The 15241-nt window shown below is 56.9% G+C and carries 15 protein-coding genes and 1 tRNA gene; 10 read left to right on the top strand and 6 right to left on the bottom strand.

Features of this window, described 5'->3' with window-relative positions; translation table 11 throughout:
* Positions 1-256 precede the first annotated feature (256 nt).
* Positions 257-463, bottom strand: a complete 207-nt coding sequence (locus DESPIGER_RS05795; protein WP_072334241.1) for a hypothetical protein — start codon at positions 461-463, stop codon at positions 257-259.
* A 447-nt stretch (positions 464-910) separates the two neighbouring features.
* The gene (locus DESPIGER_RS05800) at positions 911-2227 is read right to left on the bottom strand and encodes an MFS transporter (protein ID WP_072334243.1); all 1317 of its coding nucleotides are present in this window, start codon (positions 2225-2227) and stop codon (positions 911-913) included.
* A gap of 414 nt (positions 2228-2641) precedes the next feature.
* Between DESPIGER_RS05800 and DESPIGER_RS05805 the strand changes: the two genes are divergently transcribed.
* From DESPIGER_RS05805 to DESPIGER_RS05850, 10 genes are all read left to right on the top strand, one after another.
* Complete coding sequence (locus DESPIGER_RS05805) at positions 2642-3661, top strand: pyruvate ferredoxin oxidoreductase (RefSeq protein ID WP_231927645.1); 1020 nt, start codon at positions 2642-2644, stop codon at positions 3659-3661.
* Between the two features lie 4 nt (positions 3662-3665).
* The gene (locus DESPIGER_RS05810; RefSeq protein ID WP_072334248.1) at positions 3666-4427 is read left to right on the top strand and encodes a thiamine pyrophosphate-dependent enzyme; all 762 of its coding nucleotides are present in this window, start codon (positions 3666-3668) and stop codon (positions 4425-4427) included.
* Positions 4417-4962 (top strand): 2-oxoacid:acceptor oxidoreductase family protein, encoded by a 546-nt coding sequence (locus DESPIGER_RS05815; RefSeq protein ID WP_072334251.1) that lies wholly within the window; start codon positions 4417-4419, stop codon positions 4960-4962. Before DESPIGER_RS05810 ends, DESPIGER_RS05815 begins: the two co-directional genes overlap by 11 nt.
* A 3-nt stretch (positions 4963-4965) precedes the next feature.
* Entirely contained in the window at positions 4966-5184 is a 219-nt protein-coding gene (locus DESPIGER_RS05820) for a 4Fe-4S binding protein (RefSeq protein WP_072334254.1), read from the top strand.
* A gap of 81 nt (positions 5185-5265) precedes the next feature.
* Entirely contained in the window at positions 5266-7419 is a 2154-nt protein-coding gene (locus DESPIGER_RS05825; protein WP_072334257.1) for an acetate--CoA ligase family protein, read from the top strand.
* 80 nt (positions 7420-7499) lie between these two features.
* Positions 7500-8822 (top strand): NAD(P)/FAD-dependent oxidoreductase, encoded by a 1323-nt coding sequence (locus DESPIGER_RS05830; RefSeq protein ID WP_072334261.1) that lies wholly within the window; start codon positions 7500-7502, stop codon positions 8820-8822.
* Positions 8823-8915: 93 nt separating this feature from the next.
* Positions 8916-9293: a Rid family detoxifying hydrolase gene (locus tag DESPIGER_RS05835; protein WP_072334264.1), complete on the top strand. Its 378-nt coding sequence runs from the start codon at positions 8916-8918 to the stop codon at positions 9291-9293.
* A gap of 219 nt (positions 9294-9512) precedes the next feature.
* Positions 9513-11048, top strand: coding sequence for a BCCT family transporter (locus DESPIGER_RS05840; protein ID WP_072334267.1), 1536 nt, complete (start codon positions 9513-9515; stop codon positions 11046-11048).
* Between the two features lie 21 nt (positions 11049-11069).
* On the top strand, positions 11070-11636 hold the full coding sequence (locus DESPIGER_RS05845) for a UbiX family flavin prenyltransferase (RefSeq protein WP_072334270.1): 567 nt from the start codon (positions 11070-11072) through the stop codon (positions 11634-11636).
* Between the two features lie 63 nt (positions 11637-11699).
* Positions 11700-12509 carry an IclR family transcriptional regulator gene (locus tag DESPIGER_RS05850; protein ID WP_072334273.1) on the top strand — a complete coding sequence of 270 codons (810 nt, stop codon included), beginning with the start codon at positions 11700-11702 and terminating at the stop codon, positions 12507-12509.
* 353 nt (positions 12510-12862) lie between these two features.
* On the opposite strand, the gene tnpA is transcribed toward DESPIGER_RS05850, so the two are convergent.
* From tnpA to gluQRS, 4 genes are all read right to left on the bottom strand, one after another.
* Positions 12863-13318 carry an IS200/IS605 family transposase gene (tnpA, locus tag DESPIGER_RS05855; protein ID WP_072334276.1) on the bottom strand — a complete coding sequence of 152 codons (456 nt, stop codon included), beginning with the start codon at positions 13316-13318 and terminating at the stop codon, positions 12863-12865.
* 200 nt (positions 13319-13518) lie between these two features.
* Positions 13519-13594, bottom strand: a tRNA-Thr gene (locus DESPIGER_RS05860).
* Positions 13595-13657: 63 nt separating this feature from the next.
* Positions 13658-14041: a hypothetical protein gene (locus DESPIGER_RS05865; RefSeq protein ID WP_072334279.1), complete on the bottom strand. Its 384-nt coding sequence runs from the start codon at positions 14039-14041 to the stop codon at positions 13658-13660.
* 80 nt (positions 14042-14121) lie between these two features.
* A complete protein-coding gene (gene gluQRS, locus DESPIGER_RS05870; RefSeq protein WP_072334282.1) occupies positions 14122-15219 on the bottom strand; it encodes a tRNA glutamyl-Q(34) synthetase GluQRS in 1098 nt (365 codons plus the stop codon).
* Positions 15220-15241: the final 22 nt, after the last annotated feature.

The following is a 15241-nucleotide window of genomic DNA, read 5'->3' on the forward strand; positions in this document are numbered from 1 at the left end:
AAGCGCCGCAAGGGATGCGCCCATGAGAAGGACGCTTTCCCGAAACGGCACTCCACGGGAGAAGGAAAGGAAGGCCGGGCATGACCTCCAGGACAGCCTCCTGCCCGGACATTCCGTTCCGGGCGCGAGGATAGCACCGGCGCAGGGCGTTTGCCATCATCCTGCGGGCATGGCGCCGCCCCGATGCGGGGAAGCGCCCTTTCCGGGCACGGCCGGCCTTGCGGGCGGCCCGCATGACGGGACCGCCCGGCGGGGTCTAGATCTTTCTGTACCTGCCCTTGCGGCAGACACGGCAACGGCCGTTGGGCACAGCCGGCTGTGCCGTACCGAAGGGACTCTTGGTGGTGCCGCAGGCGCCGCGCTGGCCGCCGGCGCTCACCGTATGGCCGTTGCAACGGACATCGCCGCAAACATCGCATTTGTAGATCGTTCCCGGGAAACCGCAGGTGGGACACACAGGCATGGCTGACCTCTCAGGGATGGGGTGACACTGTCCGGCAGTGAATGTCCCATCCTGCTACGGGATCGTTCCAGATCATGGAGTTTATGGAAAGTTCGTGTTCTTTTTCTCTATTATACTCATTTTATTTATAATATATAAAAATTCTCCCTTCCATTTTCAACTTTTCAAGCACTTTTTTGGCACCCGGCGCCAATCCCCCATACCGCCTACAAGGCGATACCGACATTGGCACAAAAGGGGTGTCAGCCCCCAGTCATCCCCCTGCTCCTGCTGGTATCCCCTGTGGACTCGGCATGTCAGTCGTTGGCTCTGCGATACGGGTGGGAATAACAGGATCGCCTATAATGAATCTTCCCGCAGGGCGGCCTGAGCCCAGATGAACCAAAGACACCCGCTGGAGCGTTCCAGCGGGTGTCTTTGGTACGATATGAAGAAAGGTTGGAATGCTTACTTACTGCCCCTGCCGGAAGTTTCGGGCGCCCACAAATGGCACACGATACCACCGACGAGCAACGCGCCGACACACATCCAGAGGGAGGCATAGATCCCCCAGGCATCACTGATAACCGGAAGGAGGAATGTACCGCCGCCGGCCCCGATACGACTTACGGCAACAGTCAGGCCCACGCCAGATGCGCGAAGTTCCGTGGGAAAAAGCTCGGGGGGATACGCGAATTCAAGAACGATGGACATGGCCAGTACCAGAGCCAGCGCCGCCAGCAGGATCATGGCCAGAGTGCCCGGCATGGTCTGCCAGAGAATCATAACAGTCAGGATAGCCGCCGCACCATAAAACGTTGAGAGCAGGTAAAAACGCCGGGTGATCTTATCAATGATCCAGGTGCCGATCAGCACCCCTGCCATGGTGAAGACGTTATACAGAATACCGGATACATGCGGGTTACTGACATTGAGCTGTTCCAGCACGATGGTCAGGAAGATGCCGATGGCAAAGAAAGGGACGACCTGGGCAGCAAAAAATACACCGGAAACAAGCGTGTTGTAGCGTAATTCCGGGCTGAACAAACGGCACCACGATCCGGAAGCCTTCTGCTCTTCCTGCAAATCAGGAAGGCAGTAGCCCTTGCCGAGCCAGGTATGGATCAACTCCAGAGCTTCGGTTTCACGTCCCTGGCGGGCCAGCCAGCTGGGAGATTCGGGCGTTCCGAAACGATAGAGAAAAGCGGCCAGTCCCGGTACTGCGGAAGAGATGATGATCCAGCGCCAGCCGTCATCTCCCATACTCTCGGCCCCAAGGCTGCCTACGAAGGACCCCACGATATAGGACATGACGAAACCCAGGGTCCACATGACCAGGTGCCAGCTCAGGATGTGGGCGCGCCTCTTGGCCGGGGTCCATTCGCTCAGCAGAGGGATGCCGCTGGTGTAGTCGGCGCCCACGGTCATACCCAGCAGGAAGCGGACCACGGCCAGCCAGACGGGATCCGTGATGAAGAACTGCCACAGGGACAGGCCCACGGACAGAGCCATCAGGATGAGGAAGGGTTTGCGACGGCCGATGCGGTCGGCAATGGGGCCCATGAGCAGGCTGCCGAACAGGATGCCCAGCATGGCACCGGCACCGATGAGGCCCATCCAGTAACTGTTCAGCCCCAACGGGCCCTGGGCATAACTGAGCGCGATGCCTACGATGCCCAGGATGTAGCCGTCAGTGATCACACCAAGGAAAGCGCCGGTGGCAACTTTCTTGTGAATGGCGTGCGGTGTGGCTTCCTCGAAGCTGATAGGTGTGGCGAATGACATGGTTCCCTCCGGTCGGGTTGAAGTGAGGGCCCGGCGTGAGCAGCTCCAGGCCGGGAGAGGGTAATGGCTCTGTTTTTATAATACCGTATTACGGTATTATATACCATATCAAACGATATTTAGAAAAAAATTTCCTGTCAATGGTTAGGAAAATTTTTCCTTCCCAAAAAATTCTTAAAAATTTTTTTTCATAAAATCCCGTAAACCCGTTGACACATAAGCTCTAACTGCGTACCGTCTAAAAAACGGTATATAATACCGTAATACGGTACAAACAAAACGACCAATCAGGACTTCTGAGTTTTTCAGGAAAGAATGCAACAACCTTCATCGAGGCCAGGACCTCACAGCACCGAGGTGGATATGTCGCAGGAAACCTTGTTCTTGAAAAATACGGAAACATTTGCCGAAAGCATGGCGCGTTGCGGTGTCAAATATCACTTCGCCTATCCGATCACCCCGGCAACGGACGTGATGAAGCGCACCGCAGTCATCCTGCCCAAATACGGCGGCAAAATGATGCAGATGGAGAGCGAACTGGCTGTTTCCAGCGCTCTGGCCGGCGCGGCCTGCACCGGCAAACTGGCGGCTACATCCAGCTCAGGTCCCGGCATGTCCCTGATGCAGGAAGCCATCTCCTTCATGGCCGGCGCCGAACTGCCCTGCATCATGCTGGACTCCATGCGTGTGGGCCCTGGTGATGGCGATATCGTAGGGGCACAGAGCAACTACTATATGGCTACCCGCGGCGGTGGGCACGGTGACTACCATATCCCTGTGCTGGCCCCTGCCTCCGGCCAGGAAATCGTGGATCTCATGCCGCGCGGCATCCGCCTGGCCTATGCATACCGCACGCCGGTGCTCTTCGTTATTGACGGCGTGACAGCTCAGACCACGGAATCCGCCATCCTTCCCGCGTACCATGACTACGCTGCCGAATTCGATACGTCCGACTGGGCCTATACCGGCACGCAGGACCACCCCAAACGCGCCCTGATCACCGGCAGCTACTCGCACGAAGACGGCTACCAGATGAATGAACGCCTGCGTAAAAAGTGTGAGATCATCACAGAAAACGAGCAGCTGTGGGAAGAGGACAGCGTCGACGACGCGGAACTGGTGGTCGTGGCTTTCGGCATCCATGGCCGTATGTGCAAGGATCTGGTGCGCAAACTGCGTACGGAAGGGAAAAAGGTCGGCAGCATCCGTCCCATCAGCCTGTGGCCTTTCCCGGTCAGGGCGTTCGACAAGCTCCCTGCCAGTGTGAAGCAGATTCTGGTAGTGGAGATGAATCTGGGCCAGATGGTGGACGATGTGCGTCTCGCCGTGAACGGCCGTGTACCCGTGCACTTTTTCGGCAAGACCGGTGGCGACATGCCCATGTACACGCTCAATGAAATGATCGCCAAAACCAACAGCCTGCTGGGAGAGTAAGCGGATGCAGAATCTTAGCAAGAATTACGGCCAGACCCTGAACCTGGATAAACTCACCAGCTACTGTCCCGGCTGCGGTCACGGCGTTGTAACCCGCCTGGTGGCGGAAGCCATCGAAGAGCTGGGCATCCGCCAGCGTGCGATAGCCATCGTGGGCATCGGTTGCGGTGGTTTTTCCCATCACTACATGGACATCGATGCCATCGAAGCCACCCATGGCCGCGCACCTTCCTTCGCCGTGGGATACAAGCTGGCCCGTCCCGACAACATCGTCTTCACCTACGCCGGCGACGGCGACACCAGCGCCATCGGCATCGGCGACCTTCTCCATGCGGCCAACAAGGGCATGCCCATCACCACCATCATGATCAACAATACCGTGTTCGGTATGACCGGCGGGCAGATGTCCCCCACCACGCTCGAAGGCCAGGTGACCACCACTACGCCCAAGGGACGTGACGTGACCTGGCAGGGCTATCCCCTGCTGGTTCCCGAGATGATGCGCGCCATGCCCGGTGTGAAATTCCTGGCACGCGAGAGCGTGGCCACTGCCAAACATATTATGCACGCGAAGAAAAGCATCAGAAAGGCCTTCGAATGTCAGGTTCGCGGTCTTGGTTACTCCTTCGTGGAAATGATCGTCCCCTGTCCCACCGGCCTCAAGAAATCCGTACGCGACTCCTATGACTGGTGTGCCAACCAGATGAACGGTTATTTCCAGCCCCAAATCTTCAAGGACGAAATGGAGCAGAACAATGCTGACTAAATGCATGTTTTCCGGTTCTGGCGGTCAGGGTTCCGCTCTTATGGCCAAGCTTGTCTGCCTGGCCTCCATCAAGGAAGGGCTCAAGGTCGTCATGACCCAGACCTACGGTATCGAACAGCGCGGTGGCGACTCCACGGCCTATGTGATCGTTTCCGATGGCCCCATCGGCAGCCCTATCGTAGAAAAGGATGCCACTGTGGCCGTCGCCCTGAGCAAATCCATCTATGACTTGTGCTTCGAAGGCACCGCTCCCGGTGGCACCCTGTTTTGCAACACCTCGCTGGTGGAAGAGCCCCGGGCCCCTGAGGGTTTCGTCCAGGTGGGCCTGCCTGTGTCCGATATGGCCATGGAAGCCGGTTCCGTCCGCTCTGCCAATATGGTCATGCTGGGAGCTGTCCTGGCCAGGACAGGCCTGCTCAAGCTGGAGACCGTCGAACAGGTCCTCACGGAGACCATGGGCGCCAAAAAGCCTGCCCTGCTGGAAATGAATATCAAGGCACTGCACACCGGCTATGAAGCGGGCCTGAAGGGGTAACTTATGAGCAAGGTTAAAGTTCACATCATTGACGCGCGTCGCTGCAAATCCTGTGGCCTGTGTGTGGATGCCTGCCCCAAGCAGGTACTGGCCATCAGTGCCCATATCAACGGCCAGGGATACAATTATGTGGAACAGGTCCATCCTGAAAAATGCATCAAATGCAATATCTGCGGCATCGTCTGCCCGGATGTGGCTATTGGCGTCGTGGTGGAGGATTAGCTCCTCAGGAAACGGCAAGATGTACCGGGTCACGCTGCCATCGGGGGCAGCGTGACTGCAAGAGCTCCCGGGAGGAATGCAATGTCTGACCTTGTCCCTCTCTTTCGTCCCAAAAGCGTCGCTCTTATCGGCGCTTCGTCCGATACGAAGAAATACGGCTACTGGACAGCCAAGAGCCTGATAGACAACAAGTTCCAGGGTGACATCTATCTGGTCTCCCGATCCGGCGGTGAAATCCTCGGTCACCCTACCTATCCCGACATCCTTTCCGTGCCCGGTGAAGTGGACCTGGCCATCGTGGCCATTGCTCCCAGGCATATAGTCCCCATCATCGAGCAGTGTGCCGAAAAGGGCGTGAAGACCGCCATCGTCGTCTCCACGGGCTTTGGCGAGACCGGTCCCGAGGGCAAGGAGATCGAACGCCAGATGCTGGAAGTGGCCCGCAAGGGCAATCTGCGCATCATGGGCCCCAACTGCATGGGGATGTACAGTTCTGCCGTGAGCCTCAATGCGAGCATCATCGATCTGGCCCCCGGCCCCATGAGCCTCGTGCTGCAAAGCGGCAACTTTGGTATCGACATCAACTTCAATGCCAAAAGCCGCAACCTCGGTTACAGCTGCTGGGCCACCATCGGCAATCAGATGGATATCCGCTTCAATGACTTCGTCAGCTATATCGGACAGGACGAAAATACCAAGGTACTGCTGCTGTACATGGAAGGCCTGCGTGTGGAAGATGAGGAAGATGGCCGCAAGTTCCTGAAGGCCGCCCAGAAGACCTCGCTCAAGACGCCCATCGCCGCCATCAAGATCGGCCGCAGCGCCGCCGGTGCCCGTGCCGCCGCTTCCCACACCGGCTCCCTGGCCGGCAGTGAAAAAATCTTCGACGCGGCCCTGGAGCAGGCGGGCGTCGTTCGTGTGGACAGTCCCAACGAACTGCTCGATACCGCCGAGACTTTCGCCAAGTGCAAGCCCGCCATCGGCAGACGCATGGCCGTGCTCACCGACGGCGGCGGTCACGGCGTCATGGCTACCGACTTCTGCGAGCGATTCAAGCTGGAAGCCCCGGTGCTGTCCCAGGCCACCCAGGAAAAGCTGCGCGCCATCCTGCGTCCGCACTGCCCCATCAAAAATCCTGTGGACCTGGCCGGCACGCCCGAAGCCGACATGTGGGTCTTCGACCGGTGCCTGGAGGTCCTGCTGGACGACCCCGATGTGGATGGTGTGATCATCGTGGGCCTTTATGGCGGCTATGCCGATCTTTCCGAAGAATTCCGCGTTATGGAGATGGACGTGGCCAAGAGCATGGCTGCCCGCGTGCAGAAGGCCAACAAGCCTGTGGTCATGCATTCCATCTACCAGCCACAGCAGCCTGAATGCCTGCGTTACCTGAGCGACAACGGCATCCCGGTATTCGGTTCCGTGGACGCTGCCGTACGCTCCATGGGTACGCTGGTGAGTTATGCCGACCGCCGCAAGGCCCTGGAAGAAGAACTGGCCGGTGCCAGTGTGGAACTGCCCGCCGACCGCCACGAAAAAGTTCGTGCCATCCTCGATTCCGTGCGCGCCCAGAACCGCTGCAACCTGGTCGAGACAGAAGCCCGCGACATTTTCAAAGCCTATGGCCTGAACCTGGCTCCGCACTACCTGGCGCGCAACGCCGACGAAGCGGCAGAGCTGTGGCAGAAGATAGGCGGCAAGGCCGTCATGAAGATCGTATCCCCGGATATCCTGCACAAGACCGATGCCGGCGGTGTGGCCCTGAACATCGAATCCGCCGGGAGCGCCCGTGAAGCCTTTGAGCGCCTGGTCAGGAACGGCCTGGCCTACAAGCCTGACGCGGACATCTTCGGCGTGCTGATGACCCCCATGCTGCCCGGCGGCGTGGAATGCATCATTGGCGCCAGCCATGACGTGACCTTCGGCCCCACGGTCATGTTCGGTCTGGGCGGCATCTTCGTGGAAGTGCTCAAGGACGTGTCCTTCCGCGTGGCCCCCATCAACATGCCCTCCGCCCGCAAGATGGTGCGTGAAATCCGCGGTCTGGCCATGCTGCAGGGTGCGCGCGGCGCCAAGCCCTGCGATCTGGAAGCCCTGGCCGAGGCCGTTTGTCTGGTCTCCCACCTGGTGGATGAGCTGCGTGATGTCGCCGAAGTCGACCTCAACCCCGTTTTTGCCTGGGAAAAAGGACTGGCCGTGGCCGATGCCCGCATCGTCCTGCATCCCGTGAAGTAGCGTCCTTTTGCCCGCCAGACCGCCGGCAGGCACGATCCGCCGGCGTATGCACAAGCATCTTTTAGGAAGAGAGAACTACCATGCGTGAAGTGAAGCGTTTCCCCACCACCACTGGTCAGAGCTGGCTTGAGATGTCCTCTTTCAAAGATCATCTGTTCAAGAGCCATGACAAGATCGCCAAGGAATATGACTATATCGTCGTAGGCGCCGGTTACGGCGGATACGGCTGCGCCAGCCGTCTGGCTGAACTGCAGCCCAGTGCCAGAATCGCTGTCTTCGAAGCCATCAAGATCGGCAACGGCGACAGCGGCAAGAATGCCGGTTTCATCATCGACGTGCCCCATAATTTCGGTGACCAGGGCAATTCCAATTTTGAAGACAACTTCATGTACTATAAGCTCAACACCTTCATCATCGGCCGGATGCGCAAGGCCATCGAAGATTCCGGCATCAAGGTGGACTGGGATCCCTGCGGCAAATATCTGTGCTGCTCCGAGACCAAGAGCTTCAAGCTCATCGATACCGAAGTCGAAGAGCTCGAGCACATGAACGTCAAGTATGAGATCTATGAAGGCGAAGTCCTGGCCAAGCGTCTGGGCACCCGTTACTACAAAAAGGCCCTCTACACCCCCGGGACCCTGCTGGTGAACCCTGCCGACGTGCTGCGCGGACTGTTCACCGTGCTGCCCGAAAATGTTGACGTGTTCGAAGAGTGCCCCGTTATGAGCATTGAGGAAGGCGCCCGTGCCCGCGTGAAACTGCTCAACGGCAAGGAACTGACGGCCAAGAACGTCGTCGTCACCGGTGGCCCCTTCATCGAGGAATTCGGCATTGTGAAGAACACGTTCTGCCCCGTGCTTTCTTACGGCGCCTTCACCCGCCAGCTCAACGAAGACGAGCTCATCTACTTCAAGGACGTCAAGCCCTGGGGCTGCACCGCGGGACATCCCGCCGGCACCACCGTCCGCTTCACCTGCGACAACCGTATCTTCGTACGGAACGGTTTCAGCTACGCCACGCATCGCACCACCTCCTTCCAGCGCATCCGCCGGGCCGTTCCCAAGCTGCGCCGGGCCTTTGAAAACCGTTTCCCCGAGATCAAGCATGTCAACTTCGAATACCTTTACGGCGGCATGATCAACATGACCATGAACTTCCGGCCGCTCATGATCCAAAAGCATCCCAGCGTGTACGCCTCGGCCAGCGGCGAAGGTGCCGGCGTGGCCAAGACCTGCCTGATGGGCCACTATGTGGCCGAATGGATCAACGGCATCGACAGCGAGGAGCTGCGCTTCCTGCGCCGTATCGCCACCCCGAGCCACCTGCCGCCGGAACCCCTGCCTACCATCGGCGCCACCGCCCGCCTGATGTGGGAGGAGTTCAACGCCAAAAGCGAAATCTAGCTCCCATGTGCCTGGCGTGGGGCGGCTCCCTTCTACGCCCCGCGCCTCCTTTCCCATAGCATCCCCTATCCAATACGCTCTCTGGAGGTCATCATGGAATTTGTGCATGCTCCCAAGGCTTGCGCCGCTGTCGGCCCCTATTCCCACGCCGTCAAGGCCGGTAACACCTATTACCTTTCCGGCCAGGTGCCTTTCCATCCCGTGACGGGTGAAGTGGTGGGAAAAGACATGGCCGAACAGGCCACCCAGACCCTCACCAACATGAAAGCGGTGCTGGATGCCTGCGGGCTGGCCATCGCCCATATCGCCAAAGTGACCGTATTCATCACGGACATGCACGACTTCGATGCCTTCAACACAGTGTATGCCGATTTCATGGGTGAGCACCGGCCTGCCCGTGTCTGTGTCGAAGTCAGCAATATAGCGCATGGCTGCCTGCTGGAACTCGACTGTGTGTGCGTCGTGGAATAACATCGGGACAGAACAAAGACAGGGGGCGGCACTGCCTTCCTCAACAGCTATTTTTTCAGCGCCATGACGGTGCATCTGTAAGGCACTCTTCATCGAGGCATGCGACTCCAGCCTCACAAATGCAGGATATCACAATGGCATAGGGGGAGCATCAGCTCCCCCTTTTTGTCTTCATGATACCCCAAATGCTATCTGGGCCGCGTTCTTAAGGAGATTTTCATGAGTGAATCACCATATAGCGTAGACAAACTGACTTTTGCCATAGGCTACAGTATCATATTCCTTTTTGTACTTATCGCTGTTATCTTTCCTGCGAATTTCACTGCAATGATGGAGGTCGTCCAAACTTTTCTGCTCAATAATACCGGTTGGCTCACAGTCTTCCTTTCCGTATGCATCGTCGTTTTCACGCTCTGCATCATCGCTTCTCCCATTGGTTCCATCAGGATCGGCGGCCGCCATGCCAAGCCCGACTTCAGCCTGTGGCGCTGGTTTGCCATTTCTCTGTGTGCCGGTATCGGTATCGGCATCCTGTTCTGGGGCATAGGTGAACCCATCTACCATCTGATGCAGCCCCCCACCGAGAACCTTGGTATTGCCCCCGGCTCTCACCAGGCCGCTGTTTTTGCCATCTCGCAGAGTATCATGCACTGGAGCGTGGCCCAGTACTGCCTCTACTCTATCTGTGGCGTGACCTTCGCGGTCATGTGCTTCAACAACAACCGTCCCCTCTCCATCATCGACTGTTTCGCCGTCATCGTGCCTTCCAGGTATTTTGAGCTCAGCCGCTGCGTGGTGCATACCATCTGCCTGTTCTCCCTGTGCTTCGCTGTCATCAGCAGCATGGGCTCCCTGATCATGATGGTCTCCAGCATGCTCTCCCATCTGACGGGCCTGCCGCGTTCCTTTATGATGGACACGCTTATCTGCGTCGCCGGTACCGGCCTGTTCGTCATCTCGGCCATCAGCGGCCTGCGCCGGGGCATGTCTTTCCTCTCGCAACAGACCACGCGCCTTTTCATCTTCCTGATGTTCTTCGTCTTCCTTGTGGGCCCCACTTCCTTCATCCTGACCATGGGCACGGAAGTCTTCGGCTATACGCTGAGCTCCTTTTTCCACAACAGCTCGCTTATGAGCACCAAGTTCATGGACAACCCCTGGTCCAACTCCTGGCTGGTGGTCTACATGGCCTTTTTCTTTGGGTATGCGCCGCCCATCGGCCTGTTCCTGGCTCGTCTCGGCAAAGGCCGCACCGTGCGCCAATTCCTGCTGATGAACATCTTCGCGCCCACCATTTTCGTATATTTCTGGATCAACACTTTTGGCAGCGTTGCCATCTACTTTCAGTGGAACAACGTCATGGACGTCTGGGGCTTCGTGCAAAGCCACGGACTGGAATCCACCGTGGTCGCCGTTCTCCAGACCTTCCCCCTGAGTGGGGTACTGATCTTCCTGTTCATCATCTGTACCATGACCTCTTTCGCCACCCTGGCAGATCCCATGACCACGGTGCTGGCAACCTTATCCACCAAGGGACTGTCCATCAATGAAGAGGCTCCCCGACGGCTGAAGGCCGTCTGGGGCATCACTGCCGGAGTGATGGCCCTGTTGCTGATCTCGACGACAGGCCTTTCCGGTCTGCGCGGCATGGCGGTTTTCAGCGGTTTGTTCATGATGTTCATCACGGCGGGCATCTGTGTATGCATTGTCAAAATCGGCATGGAAATCCTGGAGCGCCGGCGGCTGGCACAATAATCCCCTTCAAGGAGCTCGGACATGAAAAGATTGATCGTTGGCGTCAGCGGGGCCAGCGCCATGCCGCTGACAGCGTGCTTGCTGCAGAACCTCCATTATCTGGCCGACGTGGAAGTTCATCTTATAGTATCACCTGGGGCAGAACGCGTCTTGCAGCATGAATGCCATTGCAAGGCGGATTCCTTCCGAGCTTATGCCCATACCGTCTATGATGCGGCCGATATGGCGGCAGGCCCTTCCAGTGGATCCTGGCACCATGACGGCATGATCATTTGTCCATGTTCCATGAGCTCGCTGGCATCCATTGCCAGTGGTGCCGGCATGAATTTGCTCCATCGGGCTGCGGATGTCACACTCAAGGAAGGAAGAAAGCTCATCATCGTCCCTCGGGAAACCCCTCTCAATGTCATCCATATTGAAAATATGCACAGGCTGGCCATGGCCGGGGCCGTACTCATGCCTTTCATGCCCGCATTCTATGTTTTACCACAAAATATAGAAGACATACTGGTGCATTTCTGTGGGAGGATACTCGACCAGATGGGCCTGGAGAACGGCCTTGTCAAACGATGGCATAATAACCTATAATTACAAAATAATTTCGATTGTGCTATGTTGCTACCCTGTTGCAGAAGGATCGCAGGAATCGTTATGGCAGAACAAAAATACTATACTATAAGCAGCCTTGCGAAAACTTTTTCCGTCATTGAACTCATGACACATAAATCCCTCTGGGATCTTCGAGAGCTGGCAAAAGTCTCAGCCTTACCAAAAGGGACCCTGCAACGCATCTTGCTAACTCTTGAAGAACTAGGCTATGTGCGCCAGGAACATCGTGGTGGAGCCTATGCGCTGACCTTAAAATTCTTTCAGCTAGGGCGCCGGATCGTAGGCAACAACAATCTTGTTGAACTCGCCCGCCCGCATTGTCGGGAACTGGTCGGTATCGTCAATGAGACAGTCAACCTTTGCATGGCTTCGGGGAGCGATATGGTCGTTGTCGATCAGCAGATGTCCCGCCACCATCTCCGTCTTGACTCTATAATTGGCTCATCTTTTCCAATCTATCCTTCAGCATCAGGAAAAATTTGGCTTGCCTTTCAAAATGAACAGGATGTCATGCGTGTACTTGGCCAGATCTGCCAAGAAAATCCAAAGATTTCTGCAGAAGACATCACATCCTTCATTGAGGAACTTGCAGATGTCAGGAATGAAGGAATCGCATTTGACTATGAAGAGATTTTCGAAGGTGTCAGATGTGTTGCATCACCAATATTCGACTATAGTGGAAGCATCGTTGCAACATTAGGGTGTTCTGTACCTACAGTAAGAATAACTAAAGAACTTTCTTCATTATTGATAAATGAAGTTTGTGATAAAGCAAAATTGATTTCCTCACTTCTTGGAGCTCAGGCGAGAAAATTTCAGAAAACGCACAAGACCATGATTGATATATCTTGAACTGTTAAATAGTAGATTTTATATAAATTAATAATAAACTATCTATATATTTAACATAAAGATAACTAAAGATTATTTATCAATAACATATAACTACAAAATGAAATATGCTTCTTTTGACATAACATCTGGTATTATCCCCAAGAAGAAACTAAGCGGTATAGGCAATGATCCGCGCCCCCATCCTCACGCACGCACCCTTTGATTTTCGTTTTCATGGCCCCCGGTGGAACCCCAATCAGAACCACCCGCAAAGCGGGTGGTTTGCTCTGGCCCTGTAAGGGCCTGTTACCGGCTGCGCCTAAAGACGCTGGCTTTCACGCTGTTCAAGCCCAGTGCCCTTGCCGCCTTGGCTACCCCTTAAAGGGGTCTTGATATTCGCGTGATGTCAGCTTGTCTCTTATAATATCGTGGCGTTCCTGATCCTGGATATATTTTTTGATCGTTGCCTCATTAAGCCCCACCGTACTGACATAATATCCTTCGGCCCCAAATTTTCTGTTGCCGAACTTATACTTAAGGTTTGCGTGCTTATCGAATATCATCAACGAACTTTTCCCTTTCAGGTAGCCCATGAAATTTGCCACACTGATTTTAGGAGGAATGGACACCAGCATGTGGACATGATCCGGCATCAGATGCCCTTCCAGAATCTCAACCCCTTTATATTTGCAGAGGCATTGCAGAATTTCTTTTATACTTTCACGGAGCTGTGCGAAGATTATTTTCCTTCTATATTTTGGAGTAAAGACGATATGATACTTGCACAACCATTTCGCATGCGCTAGGCTATGAGCCTTGGTTCCCATAACAAAAACACCTTTCCGTTAACGTTGTGATGGGCTTGAACAACTTCATCGTATCGGAAAGGTGTTTTTGTGTGTATAACGTATTGTCTCCACCCGCATAGCGGGTGGTTTTTTGTTTCGCGCCTGTCAGGCGCTCAACAGGCTAAAGCCCATAAACAGAAAAGCCCTCACGGAGATTTCCGTAAGGGCTTATTTCTTTCTGGAGCCAGCTAAGAGACTTGAACTCTTGGCCTGCTGATTACGAATCAGCTGCTCTACCAACTGAGCTAAGCTGGCGGACGGTTTGTTGTGTCAAAATACGGCCTGACTGTCAAGCGGAAATATGTCCTGCCTTCCAGATCAGTCGGCAGTCCTTTCCAGGTACAGGGGGATGACGTGCAGGCTGCGGCTGACTTCCTCGGTATGCCCCAGCCACCAGCGGACCTTGTCCGCCGGCCAGCCCAGCTTTTCCGCCACGGCGCGGGCCACACCGGCCACATTGAGGACAGGATGGCGCTGGAAGACCTGCGGCAGGCCGTAGGTCAGATTGCAGGCAAGACATTTTCCGGGACGCTGGTGCAGCTCAAAAGCCAGTTCCGCCTTTCCTTCTCCTTCGGAGCGGCAGACCAGCACGATGTCATAGGCGCCTTCCTCAGCACCGCCGAACAGGGCGTCGAAAAACGCCTCCGTGCGTTCCGGGGGGAACACGCTGTCAAGAAAGGCCTTATCAAGAACCTTGCTCATATTGCCTCCAGCCCGACAACGGGCAAGAAATTTTAAGAGCTAAACATAGCTTTTTTTTTCATAAAAGACAAATCCGCCCGTCAGCACGGCAGACACAGGGGGCGCAGCCAGTCCGGTATGCGGGGAAGATCGCACAGGCAGACGTCATGGCGGGGCAGCCGCTCCAGCCGGAAGTCCGGCAGCAGCTCCGCTGCCGCCACCGGCCGCATGTCCGGGCGCAGACCGGCCAGAAGGGCCAGAACGCCCACGATCTCCGCCGCCGTTACCCCCTGGCGGCGCAGCTCGCGCACCCCCAGGCTCTGGTGACGCTTGGCCAGACGCTCTCCCCGCCCGTCCAGCAGCAACGGGATGTGCGCATAGGCGGGCGGCTCGAAGCCCCACAGGCGCAACAGGGCCAGCTGGCGCGGCGTGGACATCAGGATGTCGCGCCCCCGCACCACCTGGGTGATGCCCATCAGGGCATCGTCCAGCGCCACGGCCAGCTGGTAGGCCACCACACCGTCGGAACGGCGCAGGGCAAAATCGCCGCCGCAGTCCTCCAGCGTGAAGGACTGCCCGCCCAGCAGGCCGTCCTGAAAATGGAAACGTCCCTCGGGACAGCGCAGGCGCAGGCAGGCACGCCGCCCCTGGGCCTCGCGCCGGTGCCGCTCTTCCGGGCCCAGATGACGGCAGGTGCCGGGATAGGGGGCCCCGGCATCGTCCACATGGGGCGCTCCGGCCAGCTGGCGCAGCTCCTTGCGGGTGCAGTAGCAGGGATAGACCAGCCCGGCACGGTCCAGGGCATCCAGCGTGGCATCATACAGGGCCGTGCGGGCACTCTGGAAATAGGGGCCGCACGGGCCCTGCTCCGTCATGTCGCTGCCGTCGGCCGAGATGACGCCGTCCACGGCCGGGCCCTCGTCCCAGTCCAGCCCCAGCCAGCGCAAGTCCTCCACCAGGGCCCTGGCATATGCGGGGCGCGACCGTTGCGGGTCGATGTCCTCCATGCGCAGGACCAGCGTCCCGCCGGCGCTGCGTACCGCCAGCCAGGCCAGGAGGAAGGCCCAGGCATTGCCCAGATGCATGTATCCCGTGGGACTGGGGGCCAGCCGTCCCCGCAGGGGACGGGGAGCCGACGGTGAGGGGGGATGATAACAGTATGCGTGCAGGCTGCTGGGCAGTACGCAGGAGAAGGTCATGCCGCCTCCGAAAACGCCCGGT

This window comes from Desulfovibrio piger (assembly GCF_900116045.1).
Taxonomy (GTDB): Bacteria; Desulfobacterota; Desulfovibrionia; order Desulfovibrionales; family Desulfovibrionaceae; genus Desulfovibrio; species Desulfovibrio piger_A.